The sequence below is a fragment of the Frateuria terrea genome, assembly GCF_900115705.1.
Classification (GTDB): domain Bacteria; phylum Pseudomonadota; class Gammaproteobacteria; order Xanthomonadales; family Rhodanobacteraceae; genus Frateuria_A; species Frateuria_A terrea.
The window spans coordinates 206,654-225,766 of the sequence record NZ_FOXL01000004.1 but is presented as its reverse complement, the minus strand read 5'-3'; the positions used below and the strand labels follow the sequence as shown (position 1 = coordinate 225,766).

Genomic DNA, 19,113 nt, shown 5'->3' with positions numbered 1-19,113 from the left:
CGCCTCTGAACCGGCAAGACGTCTCACGGAGACCTTGCCCACGAAAGAGCTTTTAGACATCGCACGGGCAGGGCATCAGAGCACTTGGCCCAGGGCGACACTGACCTCGCCATGCGCGCCAGCGATCACCATGACTGAGGGCACGCCATCGGCCGCTAGCGCGCAGGCGAGCTGGCCGAGCAGTTCGGCGTCGGTGGTACTTGGGGTAGCTCCAACCCCTGGGGGATGGGAGTGCCATTCGCCCACGTAGTCGACCTGCCCCTGGGTGCGGTTAAGGCAGGCCTGGCGTGTTTGAACGACCCCTTGCGTGCCACGAATGAAATCGTGACGGGTGGCCTGGCTGTCGCTGGGCGCAGGGCAGGCCTCGACCAAGTGGATGGTGTGAAGCTTGTGATCGACCACGCCCAACAGGATGCCTCCTGTTTCGTGCGGAAGGGCGCCTTTGCGCATAGACGCAAGATCCGATTCCAAGCCCACATCCCAATAGATCGTCCATCCACCCAGCACCTGCTGGCGTCCCTCGAACACGGGCGCCTGGTGGAATGCCACCGCGCCGGTGTTCGGGTCTGCCGTCCACACGTGGATGGTGGCCGCGTCGTTGGCTACCGAGCGCTGTATTGCCTGATCCAGCAAGGCCGCGTGCAAGACGATCTGCGCGGCCGAGATCACGAATGAGCGATCACGGCACCCCGCTCCTACACGCACCGCGCCCTGGAGTTGCAGATGCTCGGCGCCCCAGGGTTCGCGTAGCACGGCGCGGTAATACTGCGCCTCCAGGGCCGCCATACGGGTGGCACGGAAGCGATCCTCAAGCAGCAAGGCCGATCCCCGCCCCGAGGGCGTGAGGAAGACCGAAGCAGTACGTGGCAGGTCGGTGGCTGACCAATCCCGTGGCACGTCCAGTGTGGTGGTGGCATCCACGAGCAAATCGGCCCCTGCGAGGACACGCTGCAAGGCCGCATTGTCTTGCGCGTTGGCGCTCGCCTGAATGGCTTCGGTGTCACAAGGCTCCCCAAGGATGTCCTGCGTTAGGGCTTTGACCACGGCGACTTTGGGCAACCCGATGTGCGGGTCTCTGGCGAGGTGGCGCACCACGTTATGAGGCTCGACGATGTCAGGGTCGACCAGGTGCCAGCGCCCCCATCCTTCACGCGCCCAGAGGTCCGCCAACGCACTCCCCAAGGCCCCAAGGCCGGCCAGCACTCCTCGCGGCCCCTCGTCCAAGCTGGCCAAGCCGGACAACAGGCGGGCCGTACAGGTATCGACGCGGTAACGGATATGGATTGGATCCAGGGCGAGCGATCGCCATGCCTCGTCCCTGGTCGCCGGCTCTTGGAGCTCGGAATGCATCGTCGCGAACGCAAACGCCGCTCCTCCGGGCTGCACCTGATGCAGGACACCCAAGCGAAGCCCCAACCCGGCGATATCGCCTTGAAGCAGGAAGCCGACAACATCAACACGCTCAACATCTCCCGCCCGTAGCCGGGGCACACGCACGAGCAGCAGTACATGTGCGTTTGCGTACTCCCTGGCGGGAGTGAGTCCGTCCTTGGCTGCCTGCCGGATGGCATCCGCCAGGGCAGGAAACAATGACGAGTCAGCTTGTTCCAGCCGCGCCTGCAGTTCGCCCAGAGAACGGGGTGGGGACTGGATCGGCGGGTGCGCAACACCCGGGACCTCGCAGAGCAGCGGTACGAACGCAAGCCCCGGCGAGGAAGGTCCATGGTCCGAGCCAAACGACCCGATTAGGGTCGTGTGCGGTGGCCCTTGGTGGGCTAGGCGCAACCGCAGGCATGGGTCGGGAAGGGCGGTGACGCTGCGGAAGACCGCAGGCAGAACCAGGTGGACACCGGCGTCGTAAAACAACTGTTCCAGTGCTTGATCGTCGGCATGAAGGGAGCCATCGGCCGTTCGCTCAAGCCACTGCAGCATTCGGGTCAGAAACTTGCCCGCCGTCCAGGAGCGCTCGAGCGCGGACCATGGCTGGTCATATAGGCACAAGGAGCGAGGCTCGTCCGCAGCGACCGAATGTTGATGCAAGGTTTCGGGAAAGTCGCGGCGTAGCGCACGCACTTCGAACGGCATCGCGGCCGCCGGTCTGTACACCAAGGCGAGCCGTTCGCGGCGCAAGATGCCGACCGTGTTTCCGGGCGCTACCGTGCCATCGCCCGCGTCCACCACGATAGCTAGACCTGGGGGATCGCCCGGCACGCGCCGCAGCTCGACCATCTCCACATCGGGATGCTCGGTACAGGCGCGCACCAGCGCCTCGAGGGGCGGCTCTAACAACTGATCCGAGGCCGCTCCCGGGATCAGCTCGCCCCACTCAACGAAGCCCATGCGTCCCCGCTCGCGGAGCCGCCGCGGCGGCCACGGCGGCTACGCCCCGCGCACGTGCGGTCTTCTTCTTCGCGCCCGCCGCCGTGATTTCGATCTCCAAGGGCTCGGGGGCAGACCTATTGGGCTCTTCCCCGGTGCACAGGAACAGGCCGCCCGGGCGGGACAGGATGGACTGATATTCATGCTTAGCACGGATGCAGGGCGGGTCGCAATCGTCGTCCTGGATGGGTTTGGAGCTGGCAATGATCAGCGCCCCGAACTTGGCCTGTGCCAGCGCCGAGCGGGCGTCCGGGGCCACCTTCGCCTGTTCGCGCAAGGCTGACCAGCTGTCGTAGGAGAGTGAATGCCATGAACAATGATGGGGCGCCAACAAGACGTCGTAGGCCAGGACCTCCGGAGTGGCCTGATAGCGGCGCCACAGGCGCTCCCAGATGGCCACTTCGGCATCACCGGCGGTGAGGAAGTGGCAGCTATCCTGCCGGAGCAGCGACGACGCCAGCCGCATGTTGAGCACGGTGCTGGAGTGGTTCTTCGAGAGGAGCGCTTCGTCGTCCTCCGGCTGCCGGGGCAGCGGGCCGAGCAAGTGGGCCTGAAAATAGCTGTTGGCCCGCCCGTTGATCGCGCTGAAGGTGTTGCCCGTCCGTACGAGAATCGCCGTCAGCGCATCGGTCTTGCCGTTTTCGTCCTCGCCCAGGATCAACACCCGCTCGCCATCGATCAGCGGCAGCCCCTCTTTGAAACGCTGGACACGGCGCTTGGCTTCCCGGTTGAAGGCCTTGGCGTCCTCGCACAACGTGTGCGTTCGCGAGGCGCGCCGGAAGACCATCGGCGATGACCAGATCTCGCGAATGACGATTTTCTTCAGATGATCGGGCGCCTTATCGTCGGGGTAATCCGCGATCGGACCCAGGTGGAAGTGGTTCTGCAGCCCGGTGCAGTGGTCCTTGTCCGGGTGACTGAGCAGAAAGGCGTCCACATACGGTCGGCCGCGGTCATCACGCGGGAGCCGTGCGCGTAGATCCGCCGCCACGTCGCGGATGGGGTCGTCCGGATCATCCGCGGCGCCGCGGATGTTCACGTCGATCAGGATGTGGGTGGCCGGCTCATCGGCGAGGCGGACCAGCGCCATGTCGCCACAGCCGACGGGGAAAAAGGTGATCATGGCGCTCATTGGTGATCCTTCCGGCAGGCAGGCCCTAGGGTGTACGTTCAGTATACAGCTAATTTCTATACGCGTATAGTTACTATGCGTGAAATCACGTTCACACGGTAAGCGCATGAAACACAAAGAGATCGACAAGCCGACCGCCCGCAGGGGACGCTGGGGTCAGGACAGGCGCTTGGAGTTCATCGATCACCGGCTTACCTGGGAGGGGCGTCTGAACCGGACTGCCCTGACCGATTTCTTCGGGATCTCCATTCCCCAGGCATCGCTGGATCTGGCGCGCTACATGGAACTGGCCCCGGGCAACACCGAGTACGACTTGTCCCAAAAGACCTACGTGGCGTTGCCGACCTTTCGGCCGCTTTTTGTCGACGCGAGCAGCGGGCGCTACCTGGCCGAACTCTATGCTCTGACGACCGGCGTCTTGTTGCCCGACGTCAGCTTTATCGGCACGGCGCCCCCAGCCGATGTGGTGCGGCACCCGACCCGAACGGTGGCCGCACCGCATCTGCGGCTCGCGCTGACGGCCATACGAGAGGGACGCCAACTAGTGATCGGCTACCAAGCCGTCAGCCGGCCGGAACCGACTGAACGGATCGTCAGTCCCACGGCTTTTGCTTACGACGGCTATCGGTGGCACATGCGTGGGTACTGTCACTTGCGCAACGCGTATCGGGATTTTGTGTTTGCTCGCATCCTGAGCATGGTGATTGGGGACCGATCGGACCGAACCCTCGCCCACGATGAAGCCTGGCATCGCATGCTGGATGTGGTGATTGCGCCGCACCCCGCGTTGGCCGAAGGTCCCCGCCGTGCCATTGCGTTGGACTACGGCATGGAAAACAACCAGCTTACAGTTCCCACGCGCCAGGCCCTGGCCTACTACCTTCTCAAGCGCCTGGGCCTGGCCACGCCATCGGCGCTACCTGCCACGGAGCAGCAGATCGTGTTGGTGAATCGCGAGGCCCTTGTTCCCTATCTGCCTCAATTGACTCACGACGCCGACGTATCCCATGCAGCGCCCCACCCATAGGCATCGTGTCGCAAGGCCGCCTGGTCGCACACCGCGAGTAGTAGCTGGAAGAGCGCCAACGGCACACCCCTACGGTGACAGATGGCAGCGGTGTTTGGTTGATGAAGGTACATCCCGCAAAGCGGAGGGAATGCTCAAGCGGATCCCTTCGGACGTGTTGGCAGGAGAGCGAGTTTGGCCGTAATGATTCCCAACTGTGGACCGGCTCCCAAGGCCAGTCACGCGGAACAGGAGGTCTATCACCTCATCAGAAAGCAGTTGGACGACGACTTCACGGTCATCCACAGCCTCCCGTGGCTGAGCGCCGCAGTCCGAGAGATTAGCGGCGTCAAAGCGGTCACCGGCGAAATCGACTTTCTGGTGGTGCACGCGGCGCTGGGCGTACTCGCGATTGAGGTGAAGGGCGGCGCGCACAGCGTGCAGGGTGTGGCCTTCGTGCACATCGAATCGGGGACACAAACCCGCGCGCTCGAGCAAGTACGAGCCAGTACGCATGGGCTGGCGAGGTGGCTGGGAGGTCGGCCTGGCATCTACCTGCGGATCGGTTACGCGCTGGCGTTTCCGCACAGCGACTTCGAGGGTCAGGTGACGAGTCCGGGGCTAACCGATCTCAGCGTTGAGCCCCCGCAAACGATCGTAATCGACCGACCCGACTTGCCACAGATTGGTCGGCGGATCGTGGAGATCATGACCTATTGGCGCGGGGCACTGCGCAATCCGCCGTTGGGCGAGGCGCGGATGCGTGCACTGGTCAGCGCCATATGCCCCGCCTTCGATGGCACCCCGTCGTGGGGCGCGCGGGTGGTTTGGGATGACAAAACGTGGCTGCGTCTGACCCCCGAGCAGTCCTCCGTGATTGACGACATTGTGGTCGGCCGCTCGATGGTGATCACAGGATGGCCAGGCACAGGAAAAACCCTCCTGCTGATGGGTAGCGCCAGGCGTCTGCTCCAGAACGGCCAACGGGTGTTGGTCCTAACCTTCAATACGCTTCTTGCGCAGTTCATTCAGAGGCAGCTCGGACGTCATAAGCGGCTCAAGGTGGCCACTTGGCACGCGTTCTGCGGATCTGCTGCTGGGAGACCAAAAGGGGGAGGGGAACGGGACACAGGCTGGCTGGAGCAGGGCTGTGTGGAAGATATTCAGCACGCTGCCTCGCAAGGGGAGCTCGAACCCTTCGATACCATCCTGATCGACGAAGCGCAAACGTTCCGGCTGGCTTGGATTCAATGGTTGAGCACCTGGCACGCTGATCGCCAATTGGTGGCGTGCTGCGACGAAACGCAAGTGTTTGCCTTCGAGGAAGAGCGCGTTTCCCTCGCGCAACTTTGCCGATCCCTCGGCGTGCCGAAACCGTTTGGTCTCACGATTGCCCTGCGCGCACCTGGCGCCGTTTACCGACGGCTTAGAGGGGTTAGACGGCCGGATTACCAGCTCACCACGCCGCGTGACATTGAGGCGGACACCTTGCAAGAGGTGTTAGTTGTGGGCATGCCCGAGGCCTTGCACCGAACCTTGGACATGCTTGCTGAGAAGGGAGTGCCGGAGTCGGAGATTGTGGTGTTGGAAAAATACGGGTGGATTGCATCGAACGATGAAGCCGCACCGGTTCGCTTCTACTCGGTCTCCCGCTTCCGTGGGTTGGAAGCGCCGGTCGTGATCGTGCTGCATGCCGAGCAGATGGACGATGCGGAACTCTTTTGTGCGTATTCCCGCGCTACGACGCTGTGCATCGCGCTCTATGACGCCGAGGTGTTGGGCGTGAAGGGAGCCGACGGCGTGGACAGCCTTTTCCAGCAAACGCTATTGGCCATGCCAGGCAACAGCGCGCAAGCCGAAGCGGCGCGTCTGGAGGCCCACACCGGCGAAATCCTTCGAGGACACTTCGAACTACAGTGGCTCGGCCTCCTAAGCGCTCAGATCGCGTGGTTACCGGAATGGGGGGCTTGGCTGCTTGTCGCGCAGGGGGATTTGTCCCAGTTTTGGATCGACTATTTGGCATCCCACTACCCATGGCCCATCTACTACTGGATCGGGGCTTCCTTGCGCGACATTTGGATGGCATCGCCTGTGCGCGACGTCGCACGGGAGAGCCCGGGTGGCTCACCGCACCGAGTGCGGTTGTGTCAGCGCTGCTCGTTTATCACGCCCCAACGCCTCAACCCACTGTCAAGTGAAGAGTGCTGGGAATGTTCTTTATGCAGTCGAAATCACGCAGCGCCAGTCCCACTGCCTAATCAAACTGTCCTTGAGCTGCGAAGGGTCGATCCCCTCGTGATGGCGGACGATCCAAAAGCACTGAGCGAGGTCGAAAAAAAGTCGCTCCCGCTATCCCTCGCAGCCGGGGCCGCGTGGTCGTTTGCTGCGCGCAGCGCCCACCACGACCTGGCAGGCCTTGGACAGATCGGTGGAGGGCGCGTCTCGTATCACGCGGCTGTCGGTTTCATGTACTCGTGGATCAACCTGTGGCCTCCCCATCGGAAATTAGAGGTTCGACGTATCGCCGCAGACCTCTATGCGCGCTACTTGCCGCCAAAGGGCTTGACGCTAGAACAATGGCAGCGCGATTTTGCGGCCGCGTTCGGCGTGGCGTACAAACGGGGACATTTGAGCAAGGTGGTGAAGGGGATCTATGCCATCACACCGAGGTAAGCAGAAGTTCCCGATCAAATCGAGAGTTGTGAGCACGCCGGTACATCGATTGCCCATGCCCGGTCCACCGCCTGGTGGACGCTTGGGAAGAAGCTCATCTGCGCTGGAAGCGCGCTCCGCAAGCTGGGACCCGTTGGTCAGATCCATTGCCGGCTACACACCCTCGTCGGGCACCAAGGGCCCCTTGTAGCGCTGCGCCATGTCGACCACCGCGTCAAGCACGCGCTGCGGCTTGGCGCGCCCGCTAATTCTTTTTAAGACCTCGTGTTGGACATAAAACCTGGAGCGCATTTGGGGGTTGTTGAGGTTTTCCAGTCCTTCCCGTGAGCACGTGCGTAGTGACTCCACCACGGCGGCTTCCAGTGCGCTGTTGGTGAGCTCGATTTCCGCAGCCAAGTGCTCGTGGCACCGTCCGTCGATGATCTCGTCGATCACGCTGGCGTGCCATACCGTGCCGATTTGCGGATCGCGATCGTTTCGCACGCCCATCCTGCCCACATAGATGCCTGCCAGAATGGCGGCCTCGCGATCAAGGTGCATGGTCATGCCCCCAATGCGTACCACGCCCTTTGCGTTGTAGTACACGACCGGTGCTCCAGACATGCCGCTTTGCGAGGCGCTGTCGATGAGGAATTTGCGCTCACCGTTCCAACCGGCCTGGACGGAAGATGCAACCGTCGCCCGCTTCCATACCGGCTCGGCCAGATGGCTCTGAATGTTGAGCGGGTAACCGGGGATAAACAGTTCCTCGGTCACGTCTACGTCGTTGATCCACGCCGTGGCTACGTGATCCGGCACCAAATATCTCTGCACCGGACAGATTTCAGCCGCTGGTCCGCTGGCGGCAGCGAGGCGGATACCCTCGCGCATCACCTCTCCGTTCGACAACACCCCCTCCAACGAATGCTCGGCGGCAGGGTCAAAAGGAATGGCGACCACATCGACCCGTGGCCAGTTCACCGGATGTATATAAAAGAGCGCCTTCTCTTCATCCGCCAACGGCAGGGTCAAGGGAAGGCGGCCGCTCCCCATGCCCGGCCATACCGCCACGATGCTCGCGACAATATTGTCCGGTATGGCTAGGTGTTTGTTTAAGGGACGCAAGGTCTCCGAATGGAGGCCGGTGACGTTGTGCCAAGCGGTGATAATGAAAAACTGGCCGAGGCGTTCGTACAACAAACCGGTACCATAAGACAGCACGGTATCACCGAATCGCATGACCAGGTGCACGATTGAATTGCTGACAGCGGCCATCGGGCTTCCTTGGACATCAAAGAGGGGACAGCGCGCGCTACCGGCACGCCGGGGTGCAGATGGCGCGGCGGTACTGGAACATCATTCGCCGTCCTCCAGCATCCGGGCGGCGGGATTGCTGGCTACGCCGCCGGCCTGGAAGTAACCCACAACGCTGGCCACCGACCGGTGTTCGGTCATCGCCATCAGCGCGGGTAGGGCGATCCCTTGGCGCCCGCCTTCGGTGACAAAGCCCGAGCGCAGGCTGTGCCCAGCAAAGTCACCCTCCAGCCCGGCTTGACGCGCCCGCCGCTGCACGATGGTGGCCACCGCCTTGGGCGAGAGGCCCGGCCCGATCCGGCTGCCCCACAGCCGCCGAAAGATCGGCCCCTCGGTCAGCCCGCTGGCGGTGAGCCAGGCGGTGAGCGCGGCGGCCGCCACGCCCAGGAGCGGCTTGTCCGGCGTCGAGGTGGCGCTCGGACCGGCCTGCTGGGTCTTGCTGTGCTCCAGCCGGTAGACGTAACCGCCCTCGGGCAGCGCCCGCAGATCGCCCAGATCCGCCGCGGCAATCTCGCTGCGCCGTCGCCCGCCGCTGGCAAAACCGAAGTAGAGCAGGGCGCGATCGCGCAAGCCCTCGAGCGAGCTATCGCAGGTGGCCACCAAGGCGGCCAGCTCGGTCTTGGTAATCGCGGTCTTCTTGCGCGGTCGTTCGCCGCGCTTGACCGCGGCGCGGCGCCCCCGGGCCAGCAGGTGGCGTACCGCCGACGCCTCGCACGGGTTGGCCAGTTTCTTCAGCTGATGGGCTGTCGAGAGCACGGCGATCCGGTGCACCACCGTGCTGAGCTTGAACGGCCCGGGACGCTGCTTGAGCTTGGCCGCGACCAGTTGAGTGTCCAGCGCGGCGGGCAACTCCCAGCTCAGCCCCGCCTTGCCGCGCCGGGCCAGGTGGTCGACCAGGAATTGCACCACGGTGGCCTCGGGCAGCGGCAAGACAAACGGCTCACCGTAGCGGCCCTGGAACCAGGCGGCCCAGTAGCGCAGGGCGGTGGCGTAGCTGCGCTGGGTGTTGGCGGCAGCCGCTTCGGCCAGGAGCTCGCGCACCGCGGCGGCGGCCTGCTCGGCGAGCACGGCCGGCTGCAGCGCGGGCAGCGTGTCGGGGACAGGTACCACCGCGTTTGATTTCATATGTACTATGTACGAAATAACACGAAATAGGGCTTCTAGTGCCGATAACTATCCCTTATCGGCCGTAGAAAGCCAAGCGGGTAGGGCACCGATCGAGGAGACATATCCCATGCCCAAAGGCATCACCCAAGACCAAGTCAACGCCGCCGCCGACGCGCTGGTGGCCGCCGGCGAGAAACCCACCGTCGAACGGGTGCGCCAGTACCTGGGCACTGGCTCGCCCAATACCGTCACACGCATGCTTGAGGCCTGGCGCGGCACCTTGGCGCAACGGCTAAAGGAGGTGCTCACGCTCCCGGAGGTACCGGCGGAGGTCGGGGAGGCGGCCGTCGCGCTCTGGCGCGTAGCGTTGGCTCACGCCGAGACCCATGCCCAGGCGGGTTGGACGCAAGCCCACGCCGACTTGACCGCGGCCCGGGAAGCGCTCGCGCAGGAACGCGCAGCGTGGGACGCCCAGCTGCAGGCCGCAGCCGCCGAGCTGGCTCAGGCCCGCGCCGCCCGTGACCTGGCCGAACACGCCTGTGCCACCCTGGATGCTCAATTGCAGGACAGCCACGCAATGCGAGCCGATCTGGTGCAACAACGCGACCGACTGCAGGCGGCGTGCGACGCTCAGGCGAGCGAGATTAAAGCGCTGCGCACGCAGCTGGACGAGCACCAGGTGTCGCTCCAGGCAGAACGAGCGCGCCAAGAGGCCTACGTGCGTGGCGTCGAAGACCACGCGCATCAGGAGATCGACCGCGCTCGACAAGACGCCAAGCACTGGCGCCAACAGTACGAGACGTCCGACCACTCCCATCGCGACGCGGTGGCGGCGCTGCAGACGCAGCGCGATGGGTTGCGCGAGCAGTTGCGTCAGGTCGAGCAGGATCTTGCCGGGTATATAGGCCAGGTGACTGCTTTGGAAAAGGCCCTCACCAAGGCCCGAACCGCAGCAAGGCCGGCCATCGCTGGCCGTCGCAAGGCAGCCACGGATGCCAAGGCGCGGCCCGGCCGCTCGAAACCACGAACCCGATGAGCACCGGAATCTAAGGCGTGCAATGGTGGACACGTTTATGCGGTGGACCTGGTTAAGCGGTGGACCTAGTTAACTGGTCGGCCACCTGACACAGATACGACCGAGATTGTTCGCCACATCGAGCAAATAGCTACTGATCACGGACCGAGATCAAGCCCTAAGCGTCAATTGAAGAAATACATGACACGGTTACGCGGGTGGACAGGGTTAGCTGGTCGGTGGACATGGTTAAGTGGGCGACGACAGCCATGCCAAGGGCCAGAAGCAGCAACAAGTGCGCATAATGTCTATTATGTCAAATCACACGCGGTGGGCGCGAAGCCTTCACTCCTCCGCTGGGTAGCGGCTACGAGTCGGGGACGCACCGAGGTGCCAAGACTGCCACCAGCGGCCCTTGCAAACGCAACTCGTCGCCAAGGAGCGGCTGCGTTCCGTGGCTCACGGATTGAGAGTAACGCCCGCCCCGCCCTCGATAACTTCAAGACTTTCCGCACCGACCTCGTGTTTCCCTGCTGTAGCCAACGCCGCGCCAAAACACGAGCGTGCTCCCGCGTCCACTACATCATGGGGCCGACAACTGTTCGCGTGCATAGCGTGCAGGCGGCATGCCGACGTGGCGGCTGAAGGCAACGCTGAAGGTACTCGCTGAGCCGTAGCCAACACGCCGGGCGACGTCCGCGATAGCGACGCCCTGGTTGCGCAGCAGCTTCTTGGCCAATGCCATCCGCCAGGCCAGCAGGTACTCCATGGGCGTCACTCCTACGGCGCGGTTGAAACGCTCGAAGAACGCCGAGCGCGAAAGCGCTGCCTCCTTCGCCAGGTGCGCCACCGTCCATGGGCGCATTGGCATTTCATGCATGCGTCTTATCGCGACAGCGAGGCGTGCGTCGGCCAGGCCGCGCAGCAATCCGGGCGACGCAGCGGTCCCCGCGGTGGATCGCAGCGCTTCGATCAGCAGCACTTCCAGCAGGCGTGTAAGGATCAACTCGCGGGCGGGCCGTTGTCCGCGCGATTCCTCGTTCACGAATTGCACCAGCGTGGCGAGCCGATGCTCGCCGCGCACGTGCACCAGCTGCGGCAACAGCGAAACCAGCATGTCAGCATCCGGCGAGCCGAAGGCGCAGTAGCCGACCATCATGCGCACCTGCGGCGCCCCTTCGAGCGTGCCGAGGCGGAATTCACCGTTGGGATGGACAAAGGGTGGCGCCTCCGGGCCGTCATCCGGCGGGTCGATGCTCGAGGTCGCGAAGTTATGCGCGGCGGGGATCAGCACGAAATCGTCAGCTTGGAGCACCAGCGGTTCGTGCCCTTCCACGGCAAGCCGGCAGGAGCCTTCAAGTACCACGCAATAGAACGGCCGCCCAAGCTCGGTGCGGCGCACCCGCCACCGGCCAGCACCGTTGACCACCTTGGAAAAAGCGGCTTCGGGCTGAAGCAGCGTGACGACTTCGGAGAGTGGATCGGCCACGATTGGACTATAGCTAATAAAATATGGACCTTCTATGGTAGATGATCCTGGGGCCGGCGCCTATCGTGGACACGTCACCCCGCCACCCCACGCAGGACCTTTATGAAAACCGTACTGATTACCGGTTGTTCGTCCGGCTTTGGCCTTGAGATCGCCAAGGATTTCCTCGGCCGCGGCTGGCAAGTCATCGCCACCATGCGCACGCCGCGCGAAGACGTGTTGCCGCGCTCCAAGCGCCTGCGCGTGCTGCCGCTCGACGTGACCGACCCGCGGAGCATTCGCGCTCTCATCGATGCAGCTGGTCCCATCGACGCGCTCGTGAACAATGCCGGCATCGGCTTGCTCAATGCGCTGGAAGGCACCTCGATGGATGCCGCTCGCGACGTGTTCGAAACCAACACCCTGGGCACCATCGCGATGACCCAGGCGGTATTGCCGCAATTCCGCCAGCGTAGGGGCGGCGTGATCGTCAACGTCACCTCCTCAGTTACGCTGAAGCCGCTGCACCTCCTGTCCGTCTATACCGCCAGCAAGGCGGCCGTGAACGCGTTCACCGAATCGCTGGCGCTCGAGTTGGAACCGTTCAACGTTCGGGTCCGGCTGGTGCTGCCGGGGAGAGCACCGGAAACCCGTTTCGGCGAGAACGCCCGATCCCGCGTGCAAGGTGGCTTCCCCGAGGCATACAGCGGGCTGGTGCAGAAGGTTTTCGAAAGCTGGTCGCAATCGACCGATCCGGTGACGCACACCTCCGACGTGACCGAGGCGGTGTGGTGGGCAGTCAACGATCCAGCGAGCCCGGTACGCCTGCCGGCGGGCGCCGATGCCGTGGCCTTGGCCGCGGCGTGAGGTCTCGCCCGAAGCGACAACAAGGACGTGCTTGCCGTGTTCCCGCACAGGCAAGCACGTCGCATAGGCATCGCGCGCTTCGGCGGATGCACTGGTATTCGTTTCGCTGGGTATGGCGGTCTTTGCTGCCTAGGTGACAGCGCCCGATACCGTCCGTTGGAGCACGTGCCACGGTCGAGCTGAGCGACGCGCGCCGGCAGCGGCCTCAGCATCTCTCCGTTTCCTGCGCGGCAGATTTCAGTACGCCGCGTCGCGCTGCGAGGCAATTGTCGGGACCGGCATATTTGCGGTCAATCGGTCGCACACGGTATCCACGTCGCCCTCGGCGAGCAGGTCGTAGGCCGAGCGTCCGCCGAAGGCGCGCTGGTGCATGCACATCCAGCGCGCAGCGCGCTGGCGATCGCCGATGGACTGGATCACCAAGTGCGCGATGGCGGCATGCTGCTCCTCCAGCACGCTGAAAGCGCGCTGGACGGCGGCGTCGCGGACGCGATCCAGCCCTCGCAGTTCCTCGCTCACGTTGCGCAGGCTGTCGCTGGCCTTCGACGAACGGACGGCCTGTCTCATTGCAGCGTCCTCCGCTCGGAGCGGTCGATTTCGATGGCCGCACGGAGGAAGGCGAGCACCGCATGTACCCTGCCCTCCTTCACCAGTTCCGCCGCGGTGAGCCCGTCCAGCACGGCGAGGGGCACGCTGCGGTACCAGACCATGGCCTCCACCGGATCGGGTTCCAGCGCCGCGGCCATCCGCAGCACGGCCAGTGCCGCCGTCCTCGCGTCGTCCACCGGCGAGATAACACGCTGGTGCGGCGTTGCCGGCTGCGCTTTCGCCGCCAGCCGTACCAGAGATGTTGATCGCATGGGACACCTCCTGCGAATCGCTTTGGAGTAACGGTAGTCAGTACGGACGAGAGCCGATCTTGGATGCCCGTTCCCGCTTGCCTTCAGGCCGGCATCTTGCGGAAGGCGATGGCGAAACGGTTCCAGCCGTTGATGGCGACGATCAGCAGCGTCAGGTCGGTGATCTCCTCCGGCGAGAAATGGCCGTGCACGGAAGACCACACGCTGTCCGGCACGTGTTCCTGGCTGACCAGGGTCACCGCCTCTGTCCACTCCAGCGCGGCACGCTCGCGCTCGCTGAAGAACGGCGCCTCGCGCCAGGCGCTCAGTGTGGCCAGGCGGCGCTCGTTCTCGCCGGCCTTGCGGGCGTCGGCCGAATGCATGTCAAGGCAGAACGCGCAGCCGTTGATCTGCGAGGCGCGCAGGCGTACCAGTTCGATCAGGGGCTTTTCGAGCGAGCTTTTGGCAATGCGCTGTTCGAGCGCCACCATTGCCTTGATGGCATCGGGGCCGGCTTTGTAGAAGTCCAGTCGTGCAGTCATGGGTCGTTCTCCGGTGAGGGGCATGGTCGCCATGCCGTTAGGGGGAAGTCTCGGCGGCCCCGCCACTCACTTGGGACTGCGAGGCGACGGCGCTGGCGCCGGGGACTTCGAGCAGCGAAAGCAGGCGATCGATCGGAAGCGCGTGCGGTGAAGGATCGCGCCGGGTGGCAACGTCGAGCGACGTAGCCACGCGTTCGTGCATGGCTCGGCCGCCCGCGGTCAGGCTCAGGGTGGCGCGGCGGCGGTCGTGTTCGTGCCTCGTGCTGCCGAGCAGCCCGCGCTTGATCAGGCGCGTGGTGGCGCGCGACAGCGAGCCGGGATCGCGCGCGAGTCGACGCGCGACGTGCGTTAGCGGGGCATCACCGGCGGCCAGCTCGCAGACGATCAGCCACTCGGCCAGGGCCAGCTCCTCGTGCACCAGCACGCGGTCGATCGACTGGGACAGTTCCTTGTGCAACCGCTCCAGCAGCAACAGCGCCAGGCGCACCCGCGCCGCGGATACGCCAGCGTCGGCCCCGGGCCGTACTGCGTTCATCGGAAGACCCGCTGCAGCAGCGTCACGCCCACGCCGAGCACACCCAGCACGGCCACCGCGGCAAAATGGTCGATGTTCGCCAGCATGGCCGACTGCTGCGCCAGCATCTGTGCGACGCGCGCGGCGGCGATGGGTGTCGCCTGCGCCGGGCCGACCAGGTGCGCCAGGCTGTCGCGCAGCGGGCCGAACACGGCCTCGTAGGCCGGGCTGCCGGGCTGGACGCGGTTGTCGAGCACGGCGTAATGCACCGCCGTGCGCCACTGCTGCCCCAGCGTGGCGAGCGCGACGCCCAGCGCGATGCCCGCCTGGGCCAGCATGTTCTTGAGCTGCTGGGCGTTGGAAAAGGCCGGCTCATCCTGGTCGACTTCGCGGAAGGACTGCATCGCCGCCACCGGCAACACGGTGAGCAGGAACACGCTGTAGCACGCCAGCGCGGGCAGCACGTCGCGCCACAGGTCGGCGCCGGTGTTGATGCGCGCCAGCGCAAAGCCGAACAGCGCCAGCGCGGCGAACCCGGTGGCCAGGTACTTGCGTGGCGCCGGATGGCGCGGCAACAGCGAGGTCACCACCGTGAACGTCAGCACCGCCACCAGCAAGCCGATCGCTTCGATGGCGCCCACGGTGTGCCAGCCGAAGCCGAGCGTGCGCTGGAGCATCACCGGGATCACGTAGTTATTGGCGCCGAGCATCAGGTAGCCGAAGTTGAACAGCGCCAGGCCGGCCAGGTAGCGCACGTGAAGCAGCTGGCGCACGCGCAGCAGCGACCGGCGACCCCGCTGCTGCAGCCAGGCGTAGCCGAGCAGCGCGGCACCGCCAAGCACCGCCAGCAGGAGCAGTAACCCCGCATCGCTGAAAAAGTCGTAGTAGAAGCGCTGCAGCGCATAAAGCAGTGCGAAGCTGCCGGCCACCAGCAACAGCTGGTGCCAGGCACGCGGCACGTGCGTCCCTTTCGGATCGAGCGGAATGGGCGAGAGCGTGATGCCGGCCAGCACGAAGGCCAGCCCGCCCAGGCCGGCAATGATCCAGTAGATCGCGCTCCAGCTGTCCGCCGCCACCGCCTCGGCGGCAATCCATGGACCGGCGGCGATGCTCAGCGCCAGGCTGGTGCCCAGCGCGCGGATGCCGGCGAATCGGCGCGGGCCGGCCAGCAGGTGGTGGATGATCATGCGCGCGGAGGTGAACAGGGCGCCGCCGCCGATCGCCATCACTACGCGCCCGCACAGGAACGAACCGAAGTTGGTGCTGGTGGCACACAGCACCGAACCCAGCAGCGAGATGGCGGTGGCGCAGCGGATGAACCGGCGCCCGCCCAGGCGCTCGACGAACCAGCGCTGCATCGAGATCACCAGGATCGCCACGCTCGCATACACCGCGGCGACCAGGCTGAAATCCTCCGGGCTCATGCCCAGCTCGCCCATGATCGGGCCGGCCGCGAAGGCAGTCATGCTCAGCTGCAGGAACTCGATCGCGGTCAGCGCCGCGATGGTCACGCACAGCATGCGTTCGGAGGCCAGCTTGTTCACTTCGACACCTAGCGGTTCGCCTGGATGACCTGTTGCACCAGCGCGTCGGCATCGGCCAGCTGATGGGCGAACACGTCGGTGTGATAGCCGTGCGCCGGCGTGCCGGTCGAGGCCAGTCGCTCGCCGTTGCGCTCGCGGGTGTCCACCGTCACGCGCATCGACAGGCCCAGCTGCAGGGGATGGGCCGCGACCTGGCGTGGATCGAGCGCGATGCGGATCGGCACGCGCTGCACCACCTTGATCCAGTTGCCGGTGGCGTTCTGCGCGGGCAGCAGCGAGAACGCGCTGCCGGTCCCTGCGTCCTGACCGACCACGGAGCCGTGATAGATGACCTCGCCGCCATACACGTCGGCGGTCAGCGTCACCGGCTGGCCGATGCGCAGGTGGCGCAGCTGCGATTCCTTGAAGTTGGCCTCGACCCAGAGGTGGTCCAGCGGCACCACCGACATCAGTGGTACGCCCGGGGCGATCTTCTGGCCGAGCTGCACGTGCCGCCCGGCAACCATGCCGCTAACCGGCGCCGGGACGTCCGTGCGATACGCCGCGACGTAGGCGTCGCGCAGTTGCGAAGCGGCCGCCAGCACGTCCGGCTGGGTGGCGATCGAGGCACGGTCGACCAGCGCGCGGCTGCCGGCCAGTTGCTCGCGGGCGGCGTCGCGGGCAGCCGTGGCGGCACGCACCGCCTGCTCGGCATGGCGCACTTCCTCGCCGGAAATGGCGCCGCTGGCGAGCAGTTCATGGCGGTGCGCGAGATCGGCCCTGGCGCGCGCCAGGTCGACCTCGCGCATGGCGAGGTTGGCCTGGGTCTGGCCGACGGCGGCGTATTGGGCACGCACCTGGCGGACGGTGCGGGCGAGCTGGGCCTTGGCCCGGGCGAGCGCAAGCCGCGCGTCCGTGTCGTCGAGCAGCACGAGCGGATGGCCGGCGCGGACAAAGTCGGTGTCGTCCGCGCGGATCGCGGTGACCACGCCGCTGACCTGGGCGGTCACGCTGACGACGTTGCCGTCGACGTAGGCGTCCTCGGTGGATTCGCGAAACTGCCCGACGGTCAACCAGTAGACCGCCAGCGCGACGGCAGCGGCCAGGCCCAGCACGCCGAGTGCGACCCGGCCGAGCAGCGCTGAACGCGGCGGCGGGCCGCCGGGAGGAAGGGTGGCGTCTTGCGATTTCATGGTGTGGCACTCCGCGTGAGCGATGCCTGGGCGGTCGCGGCCGGTTCGTAGCCGCCGCCCAAGGCCTGGACGAGATTGAGGCGAAGCTCGCGTTGCCGCGCCTGCGAGGCGATGACCGCCTGCTGCTGCGCCAGCACCTGGCCTTCGGCGCTGAGCACCTGCAGATAACTGGCCAATCCGGCGCGGTAGCGGGCCTGCGCAAGCGCATAGGCATGCCGGCTCAGGACCAGCGCCTGCGCTTCTTCGCGCTGCCGCTCGTCGAGCCAGCGCAGCGAGACGAGCTGGTCGACCACCTCGTGCACGGCGGCCAGCACGGCGGCGTTGTAGCCCTCGACCGTGGCGTCGTAGGCGGCCTGGTGCAGCGCCAGGTTTCCGCGCAGGCGGCCGCCGTCGAAGATCGGCAAGGAGATCGCCGGGGCGACGCCCAGCACGCGGCTGCCGGCGGACAGGAAATCGGCGAAGCCCAGCCGCTGCAGGCCAACGAAGGCGTTGAGGCTGATGTCCGGATAGAAGCGCGCCTTGGCGACCTTGATGTCATGCCCGGCCGCCTCGACGCGCCAGCGTTGCGCCACCACGTCAGGGCGGCGGCCGACCAGCGCGATCGGCAGGTCGGCGGGCAAGGCGATCTGCCCAACCGGCGCCAGCCGCGGCCGTGAGATCGCCAAGCTCGCATCCGGCCCCTGCCCCTCCAGGGCGGCGATCTGGTTACCGATGCGTGCGATTGCTTCGTTGGCCGCGCTGATCTGCTCGCTTGCTGCGGGCAGCGCCGCTTCGGCCTGGGTGAGCTCGAGCGAGGAGTCGAGCTGCGCGGCGACGCGCCTGCGGGTCAGCTCCAGCGTGTGCTGGCGTTGCGCGAGCGTGGCCTGCGCCAGGTCGCGTTGCGCGTAGGCTGCGTCGAGCCGCAGGTAGGCGCGCACCAGCGACGTGGTAAGCATCAGCCGGGCCGCCTGCAGGTCCACCTGCGCGGCATGCGCGCGGTCCAGTGCGGCTTCCACGGCGGCGTGGTTCTTGCCCCAGAAGTCCAGCTCGTAGCTTGCACCCAGCGAGACGTCGTTGACGGTCTGCCACGAGCCGGCGATGGGCGGCGGCACGGTGCCGTGCTCGCTGAAGCGCTCGCGCGTGCTGCGGAGGCTGGCATTGACCTGCGGTTCCAGCGAGGCACCGGCGACGTCGGCGACGGCCTCGGCCGCGCGCAACCGCGCCTCGGCGATGCGCAGCCGCGGCTGCCCCGCCAACGCGCGACCGACCATCCGGTCGAGCTGCGCATCACCGTAGTCGCGCCACCAGTCCCGCCGCGGCCAGGCGGCCTCCGACAGCGCGACTCCCGCCAGGCTGCGTCCCGAAGCAGCAATCGCCTGGGGATCGCCCATGCGTGCGTGGGTATGCAAGCCGGCCATGCTCGCGCAACCGGACACGAACAGCCCGGTCGCAAGAAGCGGCGCCAGCAGGCGGGCTCTCGCGGGAAAGAATTTGAAGCGGACGGAAGCGGTCATCTCAGCACCTGAATGGCTTCGGTCGCAAAATCGGCCTAGGCAGATATATGGTCGTGCAAGGCAACGGAT

General features: G+C 65.6%; 16 protein-coding genes. 4 read left to right on the top strand and 12 right to left on the bottom strand.

Annotation, left to right across the window (positions count from 1 at the left end; all coding sequences use genetic code 11):
• Positions 1 to 75: 75 nt before the first annotated feature.
• Entirely contained in the window at positions 76 to 2,340 is a 2,265-nt protein-coding gene (gene cap2-3, locus BMZ38_RS07630) for an anti-phage 6A-MBL system cap2_3 protein (protein ID WP_091336026.1), read from the bottom strand.
• Positions 2,327 to 3,511, bottom strand: coding sequence for an anti-phage 6A-MBL system MBL-fold protein (gene mblB / locus BMZ38_RS07625; RefSeq protein WP_091336024.1), 1,185 nt, complete (start codon positions 3,509 to 3,511; stop codon positions 2,327 to 2,329). The genes cap2-3 and mblB overlap by 14 nt, the downstream gene beginning before the upstream one ends.
• 106 nt (positions 3,512 to 3,617) lie before the next feature.
• Between mblB and BMZ38_RS07620 the strand changes: the two genes are divergently transcribed.
• Positions 3,618 to 4,538, top strand: coding sequence for a helix-turn-helix transcriptional regulator (locus BMZ38_RS07620; RefSeq protein WP_091336022.1), 921 nt, complete (start codon positions 3,618 to 3,620; stop codon positions 4,536 to 4,538).
• 183 nt (positions 4,539 to 4,721) lie between these two features.
• The gene (locus tag BMZ38_RS07615) at positions 4,722 to 7,190 is read left to right on the top strand and encodes a nuclease-related domain-containing DEAD/DEAH box helicase (protein ID WP_091336020.1); all 2,469 of its coding nucleotides are present in this window, start codon (positions 4,722 to 4,724) and stop codon (positions 7,188 to 7,190) included.
• Between the two features lie 153 nt (positions 7,191 to 7,343).
• Here the strand turns inward: BMZ38_RS07615 and BMZ38_RS07610 are convergent, their stop codons facing one another.
• The gene (locus tag BMZ38_RS07610) at positions 7,344 to 8,444 is read right to left on the bottom strand and encodes a hypothetical protein (RefSeq protein ID WP_091336017.1); all 1,101 of its coding nucleotides are present in this window, start codon (positions 8,442 to 8,444) and stop codon (positions 7,344 to 7,346) included.
• Between the two features lie 81 nt (positions 8,445 to 8,525).
• Positions 8,526 to 9,608, bottom strand: a complete 1,083-nt coding sequence (locus BMZ38_RS07605) for a site-specific integrase (RefSeq protein ID WP_091336016.1) — start codon at positions 9,606 to 9,608, stop codon at positions 8,526 to 8,528.
• Positions 9,609 to 9,717: 109 nt separating this feature from the next.
• Here BMZ38_RS07605 and BMZ38_RS07600 point away from each other — a divergent pair, with 109 nt between their 5' ends.
• Entirely contained in the window at positions 9,718 to 10,626 is a 909-nt protein-coding gene (locus tag BMZ38_RS07600; RefSeq protein WP_091336014.1) for a DNA-binding protein, read from the top strand.
• Between the two features lie 562 nt (positions 10,627 to 11,188).
• Here BMZ38_RS07600 and BMZ38_RS07595 read toward each other — a convergent pair.
• Entirely contained in the window at positions 11,189 to 12,094 is a 906-nt protein-coding gene (locus BMZ38_RS07595; RefSeq protein ID WP_091336011.1) for an AraC family transcriptional regulator, read from the bottom strand.
• A 102-nt stretch (positions 12,095 to 12,196) separates the two neighbouring features.
• Here BMZ38_RS07595 and BMZ38_RS07590 point away from each other — a divergent pair, with 102 nt between their 5' ends.
• Positions 12,197 to 12,940 carry an SDR family oxidoreductase gene (locus tag BMZ38_RS07590; RefSeq protein ID WP_091336009.1) on the top strand — a complete coding sequence of 248 codons (744 nt, stop codon included), beginning with the start codon at positions 12,197 to 12,199 and terminating at the stop codon, positions 12,938 to 12,940.
• Positions 12,941 to 13,177: 237 nt separating this feature from the next.
• On the opposite strand, the gene BMZ38_RS07585 is transcribed toward BMZ38_RS07590, so the two are convergent.
• The 7 genes from BMZ38_RS07585 to BMZ38_RS07555 all read right to left on the bottom strand — a co-directional run bounded on the left by BMZ38_RS07585 (position 13,178) and on the right by BMZ38_RS07555 (position 19,044).
• Positions 13,178 to 13,507: an MbcA/ParS/Xre antitoxin family protein gene (locus tag BMZ38_RS07585; protein WP_091336007.1), complete on the bottom strand. Its 330-nt coding sequence runs from the start codon at positions 13,505 to 13,507 to the stop codon at positions 13,178 to 13,180.
• Positions 13,504 to 13,800, bottom strand: coding sequence for a hypothetical protein (locus BMZ38_RS07580; RefSeq protein ID WP_091336005.1), 297 nt, complete (start codon positions 13,798 to 13,800; stop codon positions 13,504 to 13,506). The genes BMZ38_RS07585 and BMZ38_RS07580 overlap by 4 nt, the downstream gene beginning before the upstream one ends.
• 83 nt (positions 13,801 to 13,883) lie before the next feature.
• Positions 13,884 to 14,321 carry a carboxymuconolactone decarboxylase family protein gene (locus BMZ38_RS07575; protein ID WP_091336003.1) on the bottom strand — a complete coding sequence of 146 codons (438 nt, stop codon included), beginning with the start codon at positions 14,319 to 14,321 and terminating at the stop codon, positions 13,884 to 13,886.
• Positions 14,322 to 14,358: 37 nt separating this feature from the next.
• Positions 14,359 to 14,856: a MarR family winged helix-turn-helix transcriptional regulator gene (locus BMZ38_RS07570; RefSeq protein ID WP_091336002.1), complete on the bottom strand. Its 498-nt coding sequence runs from the start codon at positions 14,854 to 14,856 to the stop codon at positions 14,359 to 14,361.
• A complete protein-coding gene (locus BMZ38_RS07565; protein WP_245747216.1) occupies positions 14,853 to 16,379 on the bottom strand; it encodes an MFS transporter in 1,527 nt (508 codons plus the stop codon). The genes BMZ38_RS07570 and BMZ38_RS07565 overlap by 4 nt, the downstream gene beginning before the upstream one ends.
• Positions 16,380 to 16,387: 8 nt before the next feature.
• Positions 16,388 to 17,551, bottom strand: coding sequence for an HlyD/EmrA/EmrK family protein (locus BMZ38_RS07560; RefSeq protein ID WP_091336000.1), 1,164 nt, complete (start codon positions 17,549 to 17,551; stop codon positions 16,388 to 16,390).
• Positions 17,548 to 19,044, bottom strand: a complete 1,497-nt coding sequence (locus BMZ38_RS07555; RefSeq protein ID WP_091335998.1) for an efflux transporter outer membrane subunit — start codon at positions 19,042 to 19,044, stop codon at positions 17,548 to 17,550. The genes BMZ38_RS07560 and BMZ38_RS07555 overlap by 4 nt, the downstream gene beginning before the upstream one ends.
• Positions 19,045 to 19,113: the final 69 nt, after the last annotated feature.

What these genes read in the sequence shown, in the direction of transcription:
- BMZ38_RS07575 (WP_091336003.1), bottom strand. Translation starts at nt 14,321, where the DNA reads ATGACTGCACGACTGGACTTCTACAAAGCCGGCCCCGATGCCATCAAG.
- BMZ38_RS07560 (WP_091336000.1), bottom strand. Translation starts at nt 17,551, where the DNA reads ATGAAATCGCAAGACGCCACCCTTCCTCCCGGCGGCCCGCCGCCGCGT.
- cap2-3 (WP_091336026.1), bottom strand. Translation starts at nt 2,340, where the DNA reads ATGGGCTTCGTTGAGTGGGGCGAGCTGATCCCGGGAGCGGCCTCGGAT.
- BMZ38_RS07620 (WP_091336022.1), top strand. Translation starts at nt 3,618, where the DNA reads ATGAAACACAAAGAGATCGACAAGCCGACCGCCCGCAGGGGACGCTGG.
- BMZ38_RS07570 (WP_091336002.1), bottom strand. Translation starts at nt 14,856, where the DNA reads ATGAACGCAGTACGGCCCGGGGCCGACGCTGGCGTATCCGCGGCGCGG.
- BMZ38_RS07610 (WP_091336017.1), bottom strand. Translation starts at nt 8,444, where the DNA reads ATGGCCGCTGTCAGCAATTCAATCGTGCACCTGGTCATGCGATTCGGT.
- BMZ38_RS07615 (WP_091336020.1), top strand. Translation starts at nt 4,722, where the DNA reads ATGATTCCCAACTGTGGACCGGCTCCCAAGGCCAGTCACGCGGAACAG.
- BMZ38_RS07580 (WP_091336005.1), bottom strand. Translation starts at nt 13,800, where the DNA reads ATGCGATCAACATCTCTGGTACGGCTGGCGGCGAAAGCGCAGCCGGCA.
- mblB (WP_091336024.1), bottom strand. Translation starts at nt 3,511, where the DNA reads ATGAGCGCCATGATCACCTTTTTCCCCGTCGGCTGTGGCGACATGGCG.
- BMZ38_RS07590 (WP_091336009.1), top strand. Translation starts at nt 12,197, where the DNA reads ATGAAAACCGTACTGATTACCGGTTGTTCGTCCGGCTTTGGCCTTGAG.
- BMZ38_RS07605 (WP_091336016.1), bottom strand. Translation starts at nt 9,608, where the DNA reads ATGAAATCAAACGCGGTGGTACCTGTCCCCGACACGCTGCCCGCGCTG.
- BMZ38_RS07585 (WP_091336007.1), bottom strand. Translation starts at nt 13,507, where the DNA reads ATGAGACAGGCCGTCCGTTCGTCGAAGGCCAGCGACAGCCTGCGCAAC.
- BMZ38_RS07555 (WP_091335998.1), bottom strand. Translation starts at nt 19,044, where the DNA reads ATGACCGCTTCCGTCCGCTTCAAATTCTTTCCCGCGAGAGCCCGCCTG.
- BMZ38_RS07600 (WP_091336014.1), top strand. Translation starts at nt 9,718, where the DNA reads ATGCCCAAAGGCATCACCCAAGACCAAGTCAACGCCGCCGCCGACGCG.